The following is a 19,774-nucleotide window of genomic DNA, read 5'->3' as shown; positions in this document are numbered from 1 at the left end:
CCTCTTCCCACTTCCCTCAACCTCGCCCGGCCATCGCGCCGGGTTTCCGTTTCATGGAGACAACGCAATGACCTCACTTGCTTCCAATGCCCAACCGGCTTCCGCCGGCTTCAAGGTCGATATCTCGCGCGGTGAGCGGATCGGCCGCGTTTCGTCGGAATGGTTCTCGCGACCCGACGACGAACGCTTCCTGTCACTCACCGATCTCTACGATACCGTTCGATCCCGCGCTGAGCGCGCCCATGCTCGCACCATCGAAAGTGCTGCGATCCGTGTCGAAGCAACCCGCGACAATGCGGAGCGGCTTGAACTTCTCGTTCCCGGTCAGCGACAACCGATCTCTCCGACCCACTGGAGCTATGGCCAGCTCTGCAGCCTCGTTGGCGCACCGGCCACCTATATGCGGCAACTGCCGGCGCCGCTTGCGGCGATCAACCTGCAGCACGGCCTGCTCAATCACCGTGCCGAGCTGGTAAAAACGCTCGAGATGGACGATGGCCGGCTCGAACTGCGAGCTGTCACCGGACCGGAATACGGTCGGATCTGGGACCATGAACTGGTCTCAGCGGTGATGAAGATCGCTGGCAATGGCACCGGCGACACGATGTGGAAAGTGCCGGGCGTGTTGGATTGGGCAACGATGACCCACAATCCCTTTGTAGACATTACCAAGGATACGACGACGCTTTATGCCAGCGACCGCGACGTCTTCCTGTTCCTGGTGGACGACACCCATCCGATCGAAGCAGGGCGACTGCCGAACGGCGAGCCCGACCTCTATTTCCGCGGCTTCTATGCCTGGAACTCGGAAGTTGGATCGAAGACACTCGGCATTGCCTCTTTCTATCTGCGGGCAGTTTGCGCCAACAGAAACCTCTGGGGCACGGAAAATTTCGAGGAGATCACCATCCGCCATTCGAAGTTCGCGGCCCAGCGTTTTGCGCATGAAGCAGCACCCGCGCTGACCAGCTTCGCCAATTCCTCACCCGCTCCGTTCATCGCCGGCATCAAGGCGGCACGCGAGCGCGTCGTCGCGCGCAAGGACGACGACCGCGAGACCTTTCTGCGTCGGCGAGGCTTCTCGAAAGGCGAGACCGGCAAGGTGATCGAGATGGTGCTGTCGGAGGAGGGGAGACCCCCTGAGTCGATCTTCGACTTCGTGCAAGGCATCACCGCGCTGGCGCGCACCAAGACCAATCAGGACACGCGTCTCGAACTCGAAGGCAAAGCGAAGAAGCTGCTGGAGAGTGCCTCCTGACATGTTCATTCGCCTGGCTCAGACCCGGTTGCGTCTGCGGAGCCCCTCTTCGTCACCCTAGAGCCCGGTCAAGCGCCGGGCGTCATTTTGTCTGGAGAACTCAATGGCTATCCCCGATCGTGCCCGTACAAACTTCGAAACGCTGCTGCGCGCCGCATCCGATGGCAATCTTGCTCTCATGGAATGCCTCGATGCGTCTACACGCGAGCCGCGTTACGTACTCTGTGCCGTTGGCCGCAACGGCGGCGAATATGTCTTCACGCCGTTTGGCCATCTGGCCGACGGCGATCCATACGGCGCCTACCTGCCGCCCGATCCCGACGATCCAACCGGCTTCATTGCGAGCCCTGCAGCCTAATCCGCTGACAATCGCTGAGAGTTTTAGCTGGCGATCCTCGATCCAACCTTGGCTGCCCGATTTCGCTCCTCCGAACCTTCGGCAGGACGTTGGGCTCCGCTGTTCTTTCCTCTCTCTTGGAGCATTCTTCGATGAACATCATCTCGCATCCTCAAACTGTTTCCGCCCCTTCGCGCCTTGAGACCAAAAGCCGCGATAACGAACTTATAGAAGCTGCCGGTCGGATCGCCTCGCTTTTGGAGCAAGGCAAAGTCGTCATTTCAGGTGACCTGCGACAGATCATGACCGAAGTTTTCGGCGGCAGTGACGCCGAGGGTCTCTGGCTCTGGAAGGATGCCTATGAGGCGACCGAAGCCGCCCAAATCCTGTTCCTGCGCAAGTTCGGGCCAGCGATCGTTTCCCGCACCCATTCGCCCCAATCGACGCTCGCGATGTTGACAAAGGTGGCGCGGCTCCTGCCGACCCACACGCGCCGATCCGAGGAGAGCCAGGCCCTGCAGCAGTTCTCGACGCCGATCCCGCTTGCCTATGTCACATCTCGTGCTGCCGGTATCATGCCTGCTGACACGGTTCTCGAACCGTCGGCTGGAACCGGCCTTATGGCGATTTTTGCCGAACTGGCAGGAGCCCGCCTGGTGCTCAACGAATTTGCGGCTGCTCGGCGCTCGTTGTTGCAGCAGCTCTTCCCCGGCGTTCCCGTATCGCAGCACGACGCCGCGCATGTCGACGATTACCTCGAACGTTCCATCCGACCGAGCGTCGTTTTGATGAACCCGCCCTTCTCGGCTTGCGTCCACGTCGAAGGTCGTGTCGCCGACGCCGCCTGGCGACATCTTTCCTCCGCCTTCGCTCGCCTCGCTCCCGGTGGCCGGCTGGTCACGATCACCGGCGCAAGCTTTTCTCCCGACAATCCCGCGTGGCGCGACGCCTTCGTTCGACTGCAGGGGCAGGGCACGGTGCTGTTCACCGCGGCGATCGACGGCAGCATCTATGCGCGTCATGGAACGACGATGGAAACGCGCCTCACCGTCATCGATAAGATCCCGGCAGAGGATCCGTCAACGTTCGTAACTTCGAGTGGTACAGCACACGATCTCGACCAGTTGCTAGGTTGGATCACCGATCTTGCACCCCGCCAGCCTTCTCCGGCGCGAAACCCCACCGGTGAACGCTCCAACGGTGGTCTTCGCGCCTACCTAGCAGTCGCCTCGTCGCAACGCCCGGCCACCGCGCAGGCGCAGCCGGCAGCTGCGGGCGGTTCGGCGGCCTTCGATGACGAGATCATCGAACTCTCCTACGAGCTGCGGGACGCTCAGCCGAAGGATGAGGCGAGCGCTGCTGACGGCATCTACGAAACCTACCGGCTCCAGTCGATCCACATCCCTGACGCAAAACCGCATCCGGACACGCTGGTCGAGTCTCTCGCGATGGCCTCGGTGGCAGCACCAAAGCCAAGCTATCGTCCACATCTGCCGAAGTGCATCGTCGTAAGCGGCGATCTTTCCGCCGCCCAACTCGAATGCGTCATCTATGCCGGTGAAGCCCATTCCGGCTATCTTGCCGGGCACTGGAGCGTCGACACCTCCTTTGACAATCTCAAGGCGGTCGCATCCGACGCGGAAAACGCTGTTCGTTTTCGACGCGGGTGGTTCCTAGGCGACGGAACAGGCGCCGGTAAAGGTCGCCAAGCCGCCGGGATTATTCTCGACAACTGGCTAAAAGGCCGCAGACGCCATGTCTGGATCTCAAAATCCGACAAGCTGATCGAAGATGCTCAGCGCGACTGGAGCGCGTTGGGCCAAGAGAAGCTCTTGGTCACCCCCCTGTCGCGCTTCCGGCAGGGCAAGCCGATCAAGCTGGAAGAAGGTATCCTCTTCACCACCTTTGCAACGCTTCGTACCGATGAGCGTGAGGGCCGACGCTCACGCGTGCAGCAGATCGTCGACTGGCTCGGTCAAGAGGCGGGGAGCGGAGAAGCCGCGACTGGGAATGCAAGAAGCTTCGATGGCGTTATCATTTTCGATGAAGGTCATGCCATGGCCAACGCCGCCGGCGGCAAGACCGAGCGCGGCGACAAAGCGGCATCGCAGCAGGGCAGGGCGGGGCTCCGGCTGCAACGCGCTCTTCCCGATGCCCGCGTCGTCTATGTCTCGGCCACCGGCGCGTCGGAAGTGGAGGCGCTCGCCTATGCCGAACGCCTCGGCCTCTGGGGTAGCAGTGACTTTCCCTTTCCGACCCGTTCCGAGTTCATTGGCGCGATCGAAGATGGCGGTGTCGCTGCGATGGAAGTTCTGGCGAGAGACCTGAAGGCCATGGGCCTCTATGCATCGCGCTCGCTCTCCTTCGAAGGTGTCGAATACGAGATTCTAGAACACGAACTGACCGAGGAACAGATCCGCATCTACGACTCGTATGCGGAAGCATTCCAGGTAATCCACAACCATCTCGATGCCGCGATGGAAGCCTCCGGCATCACTGGTGCGATCAGCGCGGCCGGCAAATCCGTCACGCTGAACAAAAATGCCAAGGCTGCCGCGCGCTCGGCCTTCGAAAGCTCCAAACAGCGCTTCTTCAATCATCTCCTGACCTCGATGAAGACGCCTGCTCTTCTCAAAGTGACTGCAGCAGACCTGGAGGATGGGCATGCCGCTATCGTCCAGCTCGTCTCGACGGGGGCGGCACTAACCGAGCGCCGGCTGGCACAGATCCCAACTGAGGAATGGGGCGATCTCCAGGTCGACGTGACGCCGCGGGAATATGTCATCGATTACCTCATGCATTCCTTCCCGGTGCAGCTCTTCGAGGAATTTTCCGACGCCGAGGGCAATCTCAGCTCGCGGCCGGTTCATGACGCGAACGGCAACCCTGTCATCTGCCGGGAAGCCGAGCGTCGCCGTGACGAGCTGGTCGAAACGCTCGGCAGCCTGCCGGCGATCCCGACGGCCCTCGACCAGATCGTCCAGCACTTCGGTACCGAGAAGGTGGCCGAGATCACCGGTCGCTCGCGTCGCATCGTCCGCTGCGAGGACAACAGCGCGATCGCCCGCTATGCCGTTCAGAACCGGCCTGGCAGCGCCAATCTCGACGAGGCGCGTGCCTTCATGGACGACGAGAAGGGCATTCTCGTTTTCAGCGACGCTGGCGGGACAGGGCGATCCTATCATGCGGATCTAGCCGCCAAAAATCAGCGCCTGCGCTTGCATAACCTTCTGGAAGCCGGATGGCGCGCCGACGTGGCGATCCAGGGTCTCGGGCGCAGTCATCGCACCAACCAGAAGCAGCCGCCGCGATTTCGGATGATCGCGACGAACGTCAAGGCAGAACGGCGTTTCCTCTCGACGATCGCCCGGCGTCTCGACACGCTTGGCGCCATCACCCGTGGTCAACGCCAGACCGGCGGGCAGGGCATGTTCCGGTCCGAGGACAATCTCGAGTCTCAATATGCCCGGGACGCGCTGCGGCAATTCTACGGCTTGCTGCATGTCGGCAGGATCGAAGGCTGCTCATTGGAAACGTTCGAAACCATCACCGGCTTGTCACTGACATCGGAGGAGGGCGGATTGAAGGACGAGCTGCCGCCGATCCAGACCTTCCTCAATCGCATGCTGGCACTGACGATCACCATGCAGAACGTGCTGTTCGAGGCTTTCGAGCAACTGCTCGCCGCCCGCATCGAAGGCGCGATTGCTGCCGACATCTATGACAAGGGCCTGGAGACGATCACCGCCGACAGCCTGACGGTCACCCAGCGCCAGCTGATCTACACCCATCCCGTCACCGGCGCGCAGTCGCACCTGCTGACCATCGAACGCCGCGATCGCAATGCGCCGATGCAGCTCGAGGAGGTTCAGAAGCTTGTGCAGCAGGAACCGCGCGCCAAGTTGATGGTCAATGGCAAGTCGGGCCGGCCGGCGGTGATGGTCCCGACCCGCTCGATCATGCTGGACGACGGCTCCATTCAGCCGCGTGTGTCGCTAATCCGGCCGATGGACGAGCTGCGCTTCGAAGTCCGGCAACTTGAGGAGACCAATTGGGAGGGGGTTGACGAACAAGCGTTCGCCATCGCGTGGGATACCGAAGCCGCCGCGGTGCCGGAATTCTCGACGTCGACGATGCACATCGTTAGCGGGTTGTTGCTGCCGATCTGGAAATTGCTGCCCCAGGACTTTTGCCGCGTGCGGCGTCTGCAGACGGATGACGGCGAGCGGATCGTCGGCCGGGTCATCGCTCCGGATCGGCTCGCCGGCCTTTGCCGCAACTTCGGGATCGATCAGACGAAAGTGCTGAGCGCCGACCAGGCGTGGCCATCGCTTGTCGACGGTTCCTCTATCGTCGGGCTTGCCGGCGACATGACGCTGCGCCGGGTGCGTGTCATGAACGAATACCGCGTCGAACTGACTGGCTTCACGGATGGGATGCGCGACTGGTTGCGGTCGGTCGGCCTGTTCTCCGAGATGATCAATTGGAAGCTGCGCTTCTTCGTGCCTGTCACAGATGAGAGTGCGGAAATCCTGTCGAAGCTGATCGAGCGCCATCGCCTTGTCGATATCGCGCGCCGGTCATGAGGGAGGTCTGCCATGCTAGCTGCCTCGGATCTGGCAGACCGTCTCGCGCAAGACTCGGAAGCGGTCTGCCGCCACTATCTCTCCGCCGGCCGCCGTGCTGGCAACTACTGGCTCGTGGGCGATGTCGATAACAACAAGGGCCGGTCGCTCTACGTGCATCTGGCCGGTCCTCGCGCCGGCCGATGGACGGATGCGGCGACAGGGCAGTTTGGCGATCTGCTTGATCTCATCCGCGAGACCTGCGGTCTGGTCGACTTCCGGGACGTCGCCGAGGAAGTGCGCCGTTTTCTCAGCCTGCCTCGACCGGAGCCGGTCTCGTCTCTCAGGAGAGACGCCCAAAATTCCGCGACGGTCGAGCGGCCGGCGTCTGAGCGGGCCAGGCGCCTCTTTCGAATGACACAGCCGCTGGCCGGCACATTGGCCGATGCCTATCTGCGCGAGCGCGGTATCCTGAGGGCATCCGGCCATGCGGCTCTCCGTTTCCATCCGTCGTGCTACTATCGCGATCTCGTGGCCGCCCGGGCCACTAGTTATCCGGCCCTGATTGCCGCCGTGACTGACCGTGCCGGGGCCATCACCGGCGTGCATCGCAGCTGGCTCGATCCCGAGGGCGACGGCAAGGCGAAGGTCGACGATCCGCGCCGCGCACTTGGCGGGCTCCTCGGGAACGGCGTCCGCTTCTGCTTTCCGGTCAATGCACCTGTCCCGGTGATGGCGGCAGGCGAGGGGCTTGAGACCATGCTGTCGCTCTCACACGTGATGCCCGGCATGCCGATGGTGGCGGCGCTCACGGCCAATCACCTTGCCGGCCTCCGCTTGCCCCCGGGATGCCGACGCATCTATATCGCCGCCGACGCGGATGCCGCCGGCCGGCATGGGATCAAGGGCTTGAGCCGCTGGGCACAGGAAGAGGGAATCCTGCCGCTGGTGCTGTCGCCGGAGCTCGGCGACTTCAACGAGGATCTCCGCTGGCTGGGGCCGGACCGGCTGACCGCAAGCCTTAAGGCGCAACTCGTCCCGGAAGACGCGATGGCATTCCTGCACTCTTGAAGCCGGGCGCAAAGGCTTGGGGAGGGGACGGCGGCACTGGCGAAGGGCGGGTCCATCGGTCTCACAGGATGGACGCGCGCCCGCGGGCCTGCCGAGAGGCGACCCTTACCACGCGAGCCTCCGGGCCTTCAGCGGGTCGGTCGGGTTTCTTCCCCTGCCAGACCGCGGGTGCGGTCCGTCATTCCTCGCGGATCAAGAAACCCTCCCTCCGCCGCCCGGCGCTTCGCTGGGCCGCTGCGCTCCGCTTGCGGTTCCGGCCTCGGCCCGCGTGATCGGGTTCGCCGTCAGGCCGCGAGAGGCGCGGCCCAAACCGACGGAGACCATCATGGACCTGATCCTTCAACCCGACGACACCTTCGAGCCCCACCACACGTCCTCCCCGACTGATCGCTTCATCTACGAGATGCAGGTCTTCGGCTATCGTCCCTTTCAGGACGAGCCCGATCCGCGGCCACTGCCGGAGGAGCCCCAGGTCCAGTCTTCGATCACCACCATCTTCGACGCCCTCGCAGAAATGCTTGGCGACACCCGGCTGGAACCCGATCTCGAAGACCTGTTCTGGTCGATCCCCAATCTCTTCCATCGCGCCGGTGAGCGCATCCAGCGCGAACTCGATCGCAACGAGGAGGCACAGCGCACCGGCCAGCGCGAGCAGGATGGCTCGGAGGTGAAGAGTGTCGAGCTCGAACGCCTCATCTCCGAGGGCATCACGCTCCTGGAGCGCCGCAACGCCTTCGAGTTCATGCGTGATTATGCGGCCGACCTGTTCGAGGCGCAGACGGGTTCGTCCTGGCGGCCACGCACCGGCTCCAAGGTCAACCACTCCAACATGACGGCGGCGATGATCGACAGCCGCGACTTCCTCTCCGCCCGTCGGCGCGCCGAAACCGAGGTGCTGATCCCCGCCGGCACCAAGATCGCCTTCGCCGGCGGCATGGACTACAACGATCATGAGCGGATCTGGGCCAAGCTTGACCAAGCTTATTCCAAGCATCCCGACATGGTGCTCTTGCACGGCGGCTCGCCAAAGGGCGCCGAGCGCATCGCCGCCTGCTGGGCGGAGGCCCGCAAGGTCACGCAGATCGCCTTCAAGCCCAACTGGACCAGGCACGCCAAAGCCGCGCCTTTCCGGCGCAACGACGAGATGCTGTCGGTCATGCCCGCCGGTTTGATCGTCTTTCCCGGAAACGGCATCACCGGCAATCTCGCCGACAAGGCACGTCGCCTCGGAATCCCGGTCTGGCAGGCGTCAGGAGACGGCGCGTGAGCGCCGTTTTCCTTGAAAATATGGAAAACATGGAATATAGGGAAGTCCAGCGGAGACCAGCAGCGATGAAGCAGTTTACCACAGGCGACCTCAACAAACAGATCGGCGATATTACCGATGCGGCAAGCCGCGAACCGGTCATGCTCACCCGCCACAAGAAGCCTCGCTTTGTGCTGATGAGTTACGAGCACTACGAGCGTATGCGTGCGGGCGGCGACCCCCGCCGCGCCTATCATATCTCCGACATGCCCGCCGAGCATGCGGAACTGTTCGATGAAGCGATCGACCGGCTGGCGCGCGGCGAAGGCTACGACGATGAGCCATGAATTCCGGCCCGGCGAAGTCATCTCCTATCCATATCTCTGGGCCTGGCAGCAGCAGCGCGGCGAGACCGAAGGCCGCAAACAGCGCCCGGTCTGCGTCGTCATCGCCATCCGAAGCGCCTCCGATGGGAATACCCATCTGGCCCTTCTCGCCATCACCACGCAGCCGCCGCAGACGGGTCGGGCCGCCCTGGAGATCCCGGAGATCGAGCGCAAGCGTGCGGGCTTGAGCGATCTGAAGCAGTGCTGGATCATGGCCGACGAATACAATTACGACATCGTCGAACGCTCCTGGTACATCGAGCCGGGCCAGGACATTCTCGGCCGCTTCAGCAAACCCTTCATGGTGAAGATCGCCAGGCTGTTCGCAGAAGCACGCGGCAGATCCGGTCGGGTCAACCGCCTCGATTGAGCGGCGATCGAAACGGTCATCATCCGGCACATCTCCGGCGACTACATCGTCGGCGCCATTAATGTCGGAGGCCGGCTCAAGAGGCAACTCTCCGACTGGCGGGTGTTTTTGGCTGGTCTCATTTTCCTGACCATCACCGCGCGGGAACGACGCCCGGCAATCAAACCGGTGTTGTGACCTCACTTCAACCGAGCTGTAGTCGCGCTACGGTGTTCGGCAATTCAAGCGCAACACCGAGCGAAGCCATTTCTGACAATGACTATGGGATCAGGACGGTGCTGACCTCTGGCGTCGCGTCAGATAATTGGCGGCCAGCATCCGTTGACCCGAACACCCACCGACGCAAGCGAAAAGCTCGGCACTCTGCGGGTCCGCCGAGTGCAGCCAAGGCGAGGTCTCCTGCCGACGCCGCAATCAAGGACCATTCCCGTTCTCTATGTCGCCTTTCTAAGGGACCGGCCGCGATCAGCGTCAACCCCGCAAGGGGGTTCCCCTCCGCTAAAGCTTCGGTGACGCCTGCGGCGCAGCCCCTTCTTCGGGCGCCATCGGGAATGGTCCCGATGCAACGAAGGAGACAATCCCATGGCTACCACGATCGCAACCCTCACCGAAAAGACCGACGGCACTCTCGAAGGCGTCTTCGCCACCATCCGGGTCAACGCCCCGATCGCCCTTGTCCCGAACGCCAGCAAGGCGAGCGAAGAAGCCCCTGACTACCGCATCATCCACCGCAAGACCGGCTTCGAGATCGGCGCAGGCTGGAACCGTATCTCCCGCCAGACCGGCGAGGAATACATCTCCACGAAGATCGAAGCACCCGAGATCGGCGTGATTTTCGGAAACGTTGCTCCGGCGCCCGGCGGTGAGCCCGGCAAGAAGGTCATCCTCTGGAACAGCCCGACCTGAACCGGACTGCCGGCCCCGACATCGGGGCCGGCCTCCCCAAATTCGAAGGAGGCCGCCATGAGCCGCTATAAGATTACTGCAACCCGAACTGCATCCCACTACGCTGACCCGGATGCCATTATCGGATACGACCGCCCGCTTCAGACGTTTTTTCTTCGGGCATTTCCTGATGACGAAGGCGAGGACCTCGAACTCTGGCTGGGGACGAACGTCCGAGAGTTCGAAACACTGTCGCTACTGCGGACCGCGGCAATCGCACGCGGTTTCGACTTCATACCCTTGGCGTCGGGCATTCTTCACAAGCTCTTGGACGATCATGGCCGCGAAGCGCATCACGCCGTCAGCGACACGATCATTCAGGATCTTATCAACGGGACACCCGCTCGCTAACGCACACCGAAAACGAAAATAGCCCGGCACAGCGCCGGGCTATTTTTTTGCCTGGCCGACCAGGCTACTTGTTCAGCGCGTCCTTGAGAGCCTTGGCCGGCGTGAACGCCAGCTTCTTGGCAGCGGCCACCTTGATCGTCGCACCTGTCGCCGGGTTACGCGCTTCGCGCTCAGGCGTCTCCTTCACTTTAAACTTGCCGAAGCCGGGCAGCGACGTTTCGTTGCCGGCAACCGCGGCTGCGGTAATAGAGGCGATTACCGCCTCGACGATGGCCTTGCCCTGAACCTTGGTCAGCCCATGCTCGCTTGCGATCTTGTCGGCGATTTCGTTTGTAGTCGTCATATTCTTCTCCGCATCGTGTCAGATATAGAATCCCTGCCATTGCCGATCGGCGCTGTCATCGACACGCTACGGCAAATGGCGCGGAAAGCCCGGATCTCCACAGTTATTCACGTGGTCAGGTGTAAGATAATCCGAAGACGGGCATCGAGCCCGTCTTCGACTTCGGGTGCGATACGGAGAGGAAATGTCTGCTCAGTCCGTTCGAGGATGCCATGGGAGCATGCCGGTCTCAAGGACGAGCGGTGCCCCCAATTTTGCCTCCGCTCCGGTCCCCTGCGCTCCAACAAAATCGGCTCCCCCACTCGCCGGCTCCGCCGGTCGCTGGCGCGATCCTTGACCCCGCCACGCCCCCATGACCGCGCGCGTCGTCTTTCACAAACGTCAAGGAGACGACAATGCTTCTGGAACAACACATCGAAGAGCTGCGGGCCGAATTGCGAAATGCCGTGTATCCCGACGAACGCCGCGAGATCGAGGTCGAGCTGGAACTCGCCTGCGCCGAGTTGGCGGTCATCATGGCCGAACAGGAGGGCGCAATCGACGCTGAGCCGCCCTTCTGAGGGCGGCTTTCGCCATGTCACCGAGCCTGACGCGCCGGGTCGACCGGCGCGTCAGGCTCGAAGCATCGCTTCGCCGGACATCCTTTCGCCATCGGTTAGACAGTCGCCAATCGCGTTAAATACGATCTCGGACCATAGCCGCGCCTCCGCTTCTGCCGCAGAAGTTCAAGGAAGAGGCCGACCGCTTCCTCTTCCCTCTCAAAATGATGGACCAGTCTCTGACCGCCGGAACCTATGCGGCCCCATCGGCGCACGACACATATCTCACCGAACAGCGTCGGTTCGATCGACATCGCATAGAACCGTGCCATGTTCTTCCTGGCGTCCGTGCGTTCGACATAGAGCTGGTAGGGCTGTGCGATCATGATGCAAGAATCGGACAGGCGAGACTTTGCGTCCAACGACATATTTGAATCGGTCGCTGTCGATTGATTCACGGCGATGATGGTTTGTGCGTGACGGGCGAGCCGCCTGCGGCGGACGGTGCTATTCGCTATCGCTCACCGAACCCCTGGCGGGTTTCGTCCCATTCGGGTGACGCCCGCTCTCGCGGCTGTCGGGCCGGCGTACAACTGTTCCATGACAAAGGCCGAGGATAGACAGCATGGCCGGCTGGACGCCGGATACGGACACGGCGCCGGGGGGCGCCGTGGGCTATCTCTCTTCTCTAATCGGCGTGTTGAGGTCAAGCACTTCATAGCTTGCAAATATTGAGGCGTTTGACGTCTTTTCGCGGCCCGCGCTTCTCTCCGGGATCGGCCCCTAAGCCCTCCCACCATGGGACCAGAAGAATGGTGCGGTTCAAGCTCTGACGCAACCTGATGGTGCGCTACACCACCGGACTAAGAGAGAAAGCGGACTCGCATCATCCATCGTCCGCGAAGGACGTCTTCCGCCGTCAGGCAGAACTTCGTGTTTCGGAGATTTTTTATACCGCCGCCAGCTCCTCTCGTGACCAACGGAACTCAGATTCGTCGCTCCACATCCGATGCAGGATCACCCCAAGCCTGCGGGCCAGCGCAACGATAGCCTTCCTGGCCCCGCGTCGTTTGGCGACACTCATTGCCCACGCCTTGAGCCATGACCATTTTGCCACTCGCGTCAGCAGGGTCTGCGCGGCCTCGTAGAGGAGTCCTCGCATCATTGCATCGCCACATCGCGAGACCCGGCCTATTCGGTGGCTCTCACCAGATTGATTGAGAATCGGCGTCAGCCCCAATACGGCTCCGACGGAACGCGAGCTTCGGAAGCGGGCAGGGATATCGATTGTCGAGGTATAAGCCAGCGCCACGATCGGGCCGACGCCGGGAACCGTCATCAATCTCCTGCACACTGGGTCCACCTTCACTTCTCTCAGCACCTGGCGGTCCAGCTTTTTGAACTCCTCCCGCAGCTTCCCCCTTCCGGCCAAGAGCGGCTCTATGATGGCGACGAGATCGGGCGCACCTTCGACAAGCTCACGGATACGATCCTCGAATTTGAAAGTGCCGACCGCACCGACTTTGAGCCCAAAGTTGCGCAGAATCCCGCGGATGTCGTTCTCGATGGCGATCGCCTTCTCCTGAAGCATCTTGCGGGCTGTCAGCAAGGCGCGGCGCTTCTGGCTTGTCAGCGTCTTCACATGCACAGGGCGGAACAGATTGACGCGCATCATCTGCGCGATGCCTCGTGCATCGTTGCGATCGCTCTTGTTCGGCGTATGGGCCTTGAGAAACGCCTTGGTGTGTCGTGTCTCGATGCAGATCACGGGCAGCCCAGCCTTGGCCATCCCCTCGTACAGCCATTGAGATAGCGGCCCTGCTTCAAGACCAACCCGCTCAAGAAGCAACTGCGGATCACTCAGAATTGCCACGAGGTCGGCGGGATGGCTCACCGTCTTGCGTTCCCGGATAATTGTCCCTCGTTCGTCAACAATACAAACAGAAGTTTCCTTTACGGAAACATCGAGACCGGCATAATATTTCATGCTGCGCTTCCTTTCCTGATGCTTGTGGCTGGTGGTTCAGACCACGTTTTATCATCAGCTCGAAGCGCAGCACCTTCTTTCGCTGGAAGCTGGGGTTCTAAGCCGATTACCCCATCTCTGACGTCCCATTGTGCACCCGCCACTCCGGCGTCAAGGACGGCGCGGCCCCTTCAATTTTCCGCCGCCGCCCCTTCGGGCCATCGCCAGAAAATCGGCTCCTCCGCTTGCCGCCGCTGGCGGTCGCGTTCCGCGATCCCTGACCCCTCGCGGCTACGGTGCGGCCTCCTTTCGTCAGAGACGGAAAGGAGACACTGATATGTCCGATACCTGGTACTACGTCCATCAGCTCGCAGTGCTTGCGGGCTTCAGGCTCATCGTGCTCGCAAATCGAATAGGTTGCGAGGATGAAATCTTGCTCAAACTGCATGACGGGCTCGTTGACGGCCTGGAAGCGGCAATTGCGCGGGTACAATCCATAACGGCGCTGGAGCGCCAGCTCGCCAGCGAGCCGGACGAGGAAGGTCTTGTCGCCTTCCAGCTTCGTGGCGAAGAGGAATGCTTTGCCCGTTTCCGGATCACACTGCTCGATGATCTCGAAATCGACTTCGACACTCACGAGTACCGGGTAAACGGCGGCGAATGGCATAATACGCTCTTGGCCGATTGCGACGGCATAGAGGTCGCCTATCCGACACTCGTCGCACTCACCGATGATGACTTGGGCACGCTCGCCCCGATCGTCGGTGCGATCCGCAATGAGGCGGACATCGCGATCAGCATCGCACACGTCGTCTCCGATTGATGCGGGACGGGAGGCGGCTCTTGCCGTCTCTCGTCTTTTCCGCAGGCTTGTCCCCTTGCAGTCGTGGAGCCTGCGCGCGGTCTTGAGGGGAGAGACTTGCCGCCTCTCCCCTCAACCACCCCTCTCCCTGTGGTGCGGGTAAAGACCCGCACGGCCTTTCGGGCCGGTAGGCGGACGCTGCCGCGACTTCCCCAAACAATACGGAGAGGAGGATCACCTTGCGCTGCGCCATCATGCTTTAGGCATCCGCTGCAGGTGGTCCTCCTCTCCTGCGGTGCGCGCTCCGTCGCATCGTTCGCCGGCCATCGATGCCCGTTCCCTACGGTCACGACCACCCGGCAGCTCACGACGACGGCTCGCTTCAGCATCTCTCACCGAACCCATCCGCCCACCGTGCTGTCCCTCCGGCGCGGGTCACAGACAATCAGCCTGTGACCGCTGTTGCTTTGTCTGACGACTCGCAACAGCATGGGCGCCTCGGGCACGGCGGCCAGATGGGTTCGGTGAGAGAGATGGCAGGATAGGCTATTGGTATACCAATAGCCGTTTCGCCCGAGGGGCGATTGTCTGAGTGAGCCCAAACGCGGCCGCGTTCGGTCGGGTGCCCGGCCGAGAACGATGTGCGGCGAGAAAGCTCATGGAGCCGGAAAGGGGAGGCGGAGCGGAGGGCGGGCCGTCCCGTCGGAAGGGCGCTGATCAGCGAATATGCGTCTGGGGGCTTTCGCGATCACGCGAATAGGCAGTTCGCTCACTACGCGCATCGGCGAATGCGCGAACAGGTGAATGAGTGGATCTGCGAGTGCGCGCCGCGCGCAATGAGCGAATAAACCGACGCGCAGACGAGTGGATCGGTGACCTCGCGATACGGCAAATCCGCGCGTCGGCGAATAGGTGAATGGGCGGACCGGTCATTGTGCGACTACTGATATGTGCGAATGCGCAAACGAGCTCCTCCGTGATGAGCTCAAACGCGATAACGCTCAATCGGGGAATGCCCAAACGAGAGAATGAGCGCGGAGACCAACGAGTGAAACGGCGGATCGGCAGATCGGTGATCGCCGCGCCTTCCGTCGATTAAGCTGCGAGTGGTGCCGTCTGCTTCGCAATATACAACTGCATCTGTAGATGCGATGGTTGCCGGTGTTCATCAAGTCGGACGGCCGGGTCAGCTCATTGACTTGCTGGAAATCGATCAGCACGCAATCGTCAAACATTCTCTCTTCACTTAGACTGCAGCCGCTAACAACGAGGTCCTCATGATGAAATCCTTCAGCTTTGCTGTAGCGCCAGAGAAGCTTTGGCAAGCCATCAATCCGTGGACGTTCTACCAGCAGGGGGCGCAGTTCGGGTTCATCAACATCGATTTGGGATCGACACCCGCGCCTCAGACGGAGCAGACTATTTTGGACGAGGTCGGCAGCTATGGCCGGCAAATCGGACGACTTGGTGATGCGCTGGAGGTGCTACTGCGCCACGTTCCTTTAGAGAATCTGTCGAAGGACGAGACCGACGCGCTTGACGTCCTCAAGGGCCAGCTCGCCGAGATACGTCAGATCAAGGAGAGACAGGGAAGAAAGCAGCCTCGGCGTCCTTGATCGACCAAGCCATGATCCATCCCAAAGACGAACTGCCGCGGATCTTCCAGGCAAATCTCTTCCGCTTTTATGAGCGCGTTGTGGCGCCGGCTTTTGACAATCTTCTTGAACCGCCGCCGCTAGAATTCGGTGATGTCGATACAATAGATGTCTATCTCGACAGGACCGCTGCGCAAGTCGATGCTCACACGCGCAACGAGGCCGCCAAAGCCTTCGTCTTGACGACCGCAGGTCTGTTCGAACGCCAACTGCGTCACTGGGCGCGTCACCTTTTTGGCCACGCGCGGCTCCCCGATGTCCGCACTCAGGGTTTCGAGGCATTGCTCATGGAATGCCTCCAGGAGGCGGGTGTTGATGGTAGTTCAGATGACGTTGCGCCCGATTTGATCGAGGCCTTTCTGGTGGCAAACGTCGTGCGTCACGGCGATGGTCGGGCGAGCACAAAGCTTCGCGCTGCGGCTCCGAGGCTTTGGACCTATGATCGAACCGAATATGTAGACATCAACGCTGGACACTCGCCGGACAGCGAGCAAATCCGTATCCGGTCGGACGATGTAAAGCGATACTTTCGAGCTGGTTTGCGCTTCTGGGGGCGCGTCGATCCACTCCCGATGGCGGCCACGGAATCGCCGATTTAGTGCTCTGGGCGTCCGCAAACGGCATTCGGCTTTTCCCGCTTGAGCAAACCATTTGCCGCTGATAATTATACTTCAGTGTAAGTTTCTCGGTCCGTCAATATGATCGGTCGAGCAATAAGCCGTTCAATCGGAAAGCGGGTTTGCCCTGATACACAATCGATCCCTCCTGACGAAGGAATGGTACAAAGTGCCATTCTCAGCGGACTGCCCGGGCTGTGGTGCACAGACGCGGTCTGCCGCTATCGTCGTTGGCCCTTCGAGCCTGGTCGGGGACCCGGGCTCCGCATCGGAGAGCGATGTACTCGCGAAGCCTCGCAAAACACTTGATGCGTTCGCTTTCGTCGAAGCCTTGGGCGGCCAAACAGAACATGTTGAGCGATCCATCGTCAACCGCTTCCACAGCACCTTTGCCTTTCTCGATAGCCAACTGACATCGATATGCGAACACTGCGCGGAAAACCTTCCGCCCGCAGCAATCCGCTCCGTTGTCATGAACGGCTTTGTCCGGCTTGGCCAGAAGCGCCTCCTGGTGAACGAGCGCTTGATGCTCTTTGCCACTGAGGTGGTGCTGACGGAATTCCGTGGGGACACCTCTATAGAGGAAAGCGCGATGCGCGATCCGGATTACGCCCTCCTCCTCGTCTGCGACACGGAAAGCGCGGTGGGCGAAACCGGCACGATCGAGCTTTGGCACAGCATCGCGCGCAACGACTACGCGATCGTAGTCAAAGGCCACGCGAGCGGCGAGTTGTTGCGGGACGGGTTCAACAGCGACCTGAAGGACGTCGTGACGACCGTTTCCGATCTCGGACTGGTGCTCACCCAGCTTCACCTGGCTCAGGCAACGTCACCCTATTGCGCGCTCGCCCGTGATCTTTTCCTCGAAGCCCTGGAACAGGCCGGCTATCGGCAGGCAAGCTAGAAGGTAGCACCATGCGGACTTTTGCGAAGCTCTTCGGATCTCTGGCAGCAATGTTGGCGCTGGCAGGATGTGGTCATCAGGTCGAGCGCGGCCGACCACAGCCGCCAGTACCGTTCGCGTATCTCAGCCTCGCAGCTTGCAAAGCCTATCGGGAAAACATCGCCGAATGCCAGCTGGAGTATGGCACCGAATTCGGACGCCAGCGGCTTGGTCCTGTCCAAGACAGCCACTTGTCGATGGGTCGTGATGGCGGCCGCTACCAGATCGAGTCCTGCTATCAGGTGACGAGAATACAGAAGGAGTTGCCTAATTTCGTGTGCCGAATCTCTGTCACAGCTTCGGGCGCCGACGCCGGTACGGTCCTGGTAAAGGGCGGGACTGCCGTCCGTCTCGCTCTCATTTTGGGAGATCGCGAACAGCTTCGGTATCGCTGGACCCCGGATCAATGGTCACGACTAAGGGACTGATTTTCTTATGGAAGTCCGCCTTCCGACGTAGCGCGGCGTCCTATTAATTATACTCTAGTTAAACTTTAGGGTTGATTTCCACGGCTGAATGCGGTTCAAAATCTTATACCGCAGTATAATTTTCGTTGGTTCAGCCATGGATAGTGATCCGCTTTCGCCTGTGAACAGACCGGACAAGATATCCTCGCGGAGCGTGCTATGGCTCGCGGGAACCTCGGCTTTTCTGCTGACCGGTTTCGCCTCTGGCCCAGATGACAGTAGCGGCCACATCGTCTTGGCAAAGTCGACGCACGTCCACACCGCCAGCCTGATGGAGCCGAAGGCTGACGAGGTGGCGGCCGTGCCGCCAAATCCGGAGGCCTCAGCTGCTGCTTCGACGCGGGATATCCCAACGATCGATCCTGCCAGCTTCAACGCGCGATTTAGCGGCCCGGTCGTTGATGCGCTTCGGATCCGCACTGGTCCGTCGGAGTTCATCGGAGGGTTTAGTGACAGCGTCGGGCGATCATCAGAATCAGCCTCTGGGATCACGAAAGACCGTCGGGAGCGCGCTGTGCATTCGCTGGTCAGCGTATACTCGTTTGACCATGCAACCGCCGTTCCGGAACTTGCCGAGCCGACAACCACACCTCATGTCAGCGAGCCACCAGTACAGGTCCGATCGGATCTTTTATCCGGTGTGCCCACTGACTATGCCGAACTTGCATTGAAGGTTGCCGGGAAGGAGGAGGTGGATCCCAACTGGGTGCTTTCGGTCATGCGGGCCGAGAATGCCGGGTTCGATCCAGATCTGGTTAGCTCCGCGGGCGCCATCGGTTTGATGCAAGTCATGCCACGCATCGGCCAAGCCTTCGGTGCGACCGATCTATCGGATCCGGAGCAGAACATCCAGGCCGGCACGCGATTTCTCCGCGTCTTGATCGCCAAGTACAAAAATCCTGTGTTGGTCGCCGCCGCTTATAATGCCGGCGAGCCGAATGTCGACCTTCGCCATTCCCTGCCACTGATCCGCGAGACCGCGGACTATGTCACCCGTGTCGTTGGATACTATACCGGCACGGCGGCCGCGCCAGGTGTCACGTCCACAAGTACGGCCTCGGCGTCCCGCCGTACCGGCCGGGCCGACCGCGCAAAATCCCCCATGCTTGTTTTCTCCGCAGTGACTTCGGCCCCACCAGAAGTCCGAGCTCAGGGGGCTCGGAATGATCCAGGTGGGCCGGTCAAAATTGTCAAGGAAGAGGTGTTTGAATGAATTCCATCGCGTTCGCAGTCCAGAGCGCCGTTCTCTATGGCAGCGTAGCCTGGTCCTCATTGGCCAAAAGGAGGTGGGTCGGGAACGCCGCCATCGTGCTTGCGACAAGCCTGATCCTGCTCGTCAGCCAGTACGAGCCAGCGGCCGCGCAGAATCTCGATGCCCTTCAAAACGCGGCTGACCGACTTGTGCAGTTCTTCACCGGGCCGTTCGGTCGTTCGGTCGGAGCAATCGCCTTCATCGGCATGTTTCTCGCCGCAGCCTTTGGCTACTGGTCCTGGGGAGCCCTGCTGCGGGTTGGAGGGAGCCTTGCCGGCATGTTCGCAGCTGCCGAGCTCGTCGACTTCCTTGCTGGTGGGGGGTCTTAAGCCATGGCGGGAGCAGGGAATACCGCCGACGGTGGCGACGAATATATCGAATCTCATCCCGTCATATTGGCTCTTACACGACCGCCGACGGTGATGGGAATTCCGTACACTTACTTCCTGGCGGAATGTTTTCTTTCGCTGATGGTCTTCATGATCCTGGGATCCATCCTGTGGTTCCCGGTCTCCTTTGTGGTCCTTCACAGCATTCTCTACGTGCTCACCGTCAAGCTCGATCTCTGGTTTTTCGAGATCGTCGGGCGCCTCAGCATGTGTGGCGTCAACCCTCTTGGCCGGAAGCTTGGTGGCGGCGTCAGAACCTACGGGGTGTAAGC

Annotated in this window: 21 protein-coding genes; 18 read left to right on the top strand and 3 right to left on the bottom strand. The window is 61.1% G+C overall.

What is annotated here, in order from left to right; genetic code table 11:
• Positions 1 to 67 precede the first annotated feature (67 nt).
• The 9 genes from BS627_RS03655 (at position 68) to BS627_RS03615 (ending at position 10,529) form a co-directional block, all read left to right on the top strand.
• Positions 68 to 1,258: a DUF932 domain-containing protein gene (locus tag BS627_RS03655; protein WP_077981928.1), complete on the top strand. Its 1,191-nt coding sequence runs from the start codon at positions 68 to 70 to the stop codon at positions 1,256 to 1,258.
• Positions 1,259 to 1,361: 103 nt separating this feature from the next.
• Entirely contained in the window at positions 1,362 to 1,616 is a 255-nt protein-coding gene (locus tag BS627_RS03650) for a DUF6117 family protein (RefSeq protein WP_077981927.1), read from the top strand.
• Positions 1,617 to 1,747: 131 nt separating this feature from the next.
• Complete coding sequence (locus BS627_RS03645; protein ID WP_077981926.1) at positions 1,748 to 6,181, top strand: strawberry notch-like NTP hydrolase domain-containing protein; 4,434 nt, start codon at positions 1,748 to 1,750, stop codon at positions 6,179 to 6,181.
• A 12-nt stretch (positions 6,182 to 6,193) separates the two neighbouring features.
• On the top strand, positions 6,194 to 7,231 hold the full coding sequence (locus tag BS627_RS03640; RefSeq protein WP_077981925.1) for a DUF7146 domain-containing protein: 1,038 nt from the start codon (positions 6,194 to 6,196) through the stop codon (positions 7,229 to 7,231).
• A 325-nt stretch (positions 7,232 to 7,556) separates the two neighbouring features.
• Positions 7,557 to 8,498, top strand: coding sequence for a DUF2493 domain-containing protein (locus tag BS627_RS03635; RefSeq protein ID WP_077981924.1), 942 nt, complete (start codon positions 7,557 to 7,559; stop codon positions 8,496 to 8,498).
• 65 nt (positions 8,499 to 8,563) lie between these two features.
• Positions 8,564 to 8,824: a type II toxin-antitoxin system Phd/YefM family antitoxin gene (locus BS627_RS03630; RefSeq protein WP_077982003.1), complete on the top strand. Its 261-nt coding sequence runs from the start codon at positions 8,564 to 8,566 to the stop codon at positions 8,822 to 8,824.
• Positions 8,814 to 9,233: a hypothetical protein gene (locus BS627_RS03625; RefSeq protein ID WP_077981923.1), complete on the top strand. Its 420-nt coding sequence runs from the start codon at positions 8,814 to 8,816 to the stop codon at positions 9,231 to 9,233. The genes BS627_RS03630 and BS627_RS03625 overlap by 11 nt, the downstream gene beginning before the upstream one ends.
• Before the next feature lie 582 nt (positions 9,234 to 9,815).
• Positions 9,816 to 10,139 carry a DUF736 domain-containing protein gene (locus BS627_RS03620; protein WP_077981922.1) on the top strand — a complete coding sequence of 108 codons (324 nt, stop codon included), beginning with the start codon at positions 9,816 to 9,818 and terminating at the stop codon, positions 10,137 to 10,139.
• Positions 10,140 to 10,196: 57 nt separating this feature from the next.
• Positions 10,197 to 10,529, top strand: coding sequence for a hypothetical protein (locus tag BS627_RS03615; protein WP_077981921.1), 333 nt, complete (start codon positions 10,197 to 10,199; stop codon positions 10,527 to 10,529).
• A gap of 64 nt (positions 10,530 to 10,593) precedes the next feature.
• Here the strand turns inward: BS627_RS03615 and BS627_RS03610 are convergent, their stop codons facing one another.
• Complete coding sequence (locus BS627_RS03610) at positions 10,594 to 10,872, bottom strand: HU family DNA-binding protein (RefSeq protein ID WP_077981920.1); 279 nt, start codon at positions 10,870 to 10,872, stop codon at positions 10,594 to 10,596.
• A gap of 395 nt (positions 10,873 to 11,267) precedes the next feature.
• Here BS627_RS03610 and BS627_RS24455 point away from each other — a divergent pair, with 395 nt between their 5' ends.
• Positions 11,268 to 11,432 carry a hypothetical protein gene (locus BS627_RS24455; protein WP_165691118.1) on the top strand — a complete coding sequence of 55 codons (165 nt, stop codon included), beginning with the start codon at positions 11,268 to 11,270 and terminating at the stop codon, positions 11,430 to 11,432.
• Between the two features lie 95 nt (positions 11,433 to 11,527).
• On the opposite strand, the gene BS627_RS03605 is transcribed toward BS627_RS24455, so the two are convergent.
• Positions 11,528 to 11,725, bottom strand: coding sequence for a WGR domain-containing protein (locus BS627_RS03605; RefSeq protein ID WP_338065689.1), 198 nt, complete (start codon positions 11,723 to 11,725; stop codon positions 11,528 to 11,530).
• A gap of 635 nt (positions 11,726 to 12,360) precedes the next feature.
• The gene (locus tag BS627_RS03600; RefSeq protein WP_077981919.1) at positions 12,361 to 13,398 is read right to left on the bottom strand and encodes an IS110 family RNA-guided transposase; all 1,038 of its coding nucleotides are present in this window, start codon (positions 13,396 to 13,398) and stop codon (positions 12,361 to 12,363) included.
• Between the two features lie 316 nt (positions 13,399 to 13,714).
• On the opposite strand from BS627_RS03600, the gene BS627_RS03595 reads away from it, so the two are divergent.
• The 8 genes from BS627_RS03595 (at position 13,715) to BS627_RS03560 (ending at position 19,772) form a co-directional block, all read left to right on the top strand.
• Positions 13,715 to 14,200 (top strand): hypothetical protein, encoded by a 486-nt coding sequence (locus tag BS627_RS03595; RefSeq protein WP_077981918.1) that lies wholly within the window; start codon positions 13,715 to 13,717, stop codon positions 14,198 to 14,200.
• 1,256 nt (positions 14,201 to 15,456) lie between these two features.
• The gene (locus tag BS627_RS03590; protein ID WP_245306984.1) at positions 15,457 to 15,795 is read left to right on the top strand and encodes a hypothetical protein; all 339 of its coding nucleotides are present in this window, start codon (positions 15,457 to 15,459) and stop codon (positions 15,793 to 15,795) included.
• The gene (locus tag BS627_RS03585; protein WP_245306982.1) at positions 15,792 to 16,433 is read left to right on the top strand and encodes a hypothetical protein; all 642 of its coding nucleotides are present in this window, start codon (positions 15,792 to 15,794) and stop codon (positions 16,431 to 16,433) included. The genes BS627_RS03590 and BS627_RS03585 overlap by 4 nt, the downstream gene beginning before the upstream one ends.
• Before the next feature lie 187 nt (positions 16,434 to 16,620).
• Positions 16,621 to 17,355, top strand: coding sequence for a hypothetical protein (locus tag BS627_RS03580; RefSeq protein ID WP_245306981.1), 735 nt, complete (start codon positions 16,621 to 16,623; stop codon positions 17,353 to 17,355).
• A gap of 11 nt (positions 17,356 to 17,366) precedes the next feature.
• Positions 17,367 to 17,822, top strand: a complete 456-nt coding sequence (locus BS627_RS24335) for a hypothetical protein (protein ID WP_131829399.1) — start codon at positions 17,367 to 17,369, stop codon at positions 17,820 to 17,822.
• A gap of 136 nt (positions 17,823 to 17,958) precedes the next feature.
• Positions 17,959 to 19,074, top strand: coding sequence for a lytic transglycosylase domain-containing protein (locus BS627_RS03570; protein WP_077981914.1), 1,116 nt, complete (start codon positions 17,959 to 17,961; stop codon positions 19,072 to 19,074).
• Positions 19,071 to 19,442, top strand: coding sequence for a TrbC/VirB2 family protein (locus BS627_RS03565; protein WP_077981913.1), 372 nt, complete (start codon positions 19,071 to 19,073; stop codon positions 19,440 to 19,442). Before BS627_RS03570 ends, BS627_RS03565 begins: the two co-directional genes overlap by 4 nt.
• Before the next feature lie 3 nt (positions 19,443 to 19,445).
• A complete protein-coding gene (locus BS627_RS03560; protein ID WP_077981912.1) occupies positions 19,446 to 19,772 on the top strand; it encodes a VirB3 family type IV secretion system protein in 327 nt (108 codons plus the stop codon).
• Positions 19,773 to 19,774 lie beyond the last annotated feature (2 nt).

The organism is Agrobacterium salinitolerans (assembly GCF_002008225.1).
GTDB classification, from domain to species: domain Bacteria; phylum Pseudomonadota; class Alphaproteobacteria; order Rhizobiales; family Rhizobiaceae; genus Agrobacterium; species Agrobacterium salinitolerans.
Note: the sequence above shows the minus strand (reverse complement) of the source record. Positions and strands in the feature narration are given on the sequence as shown.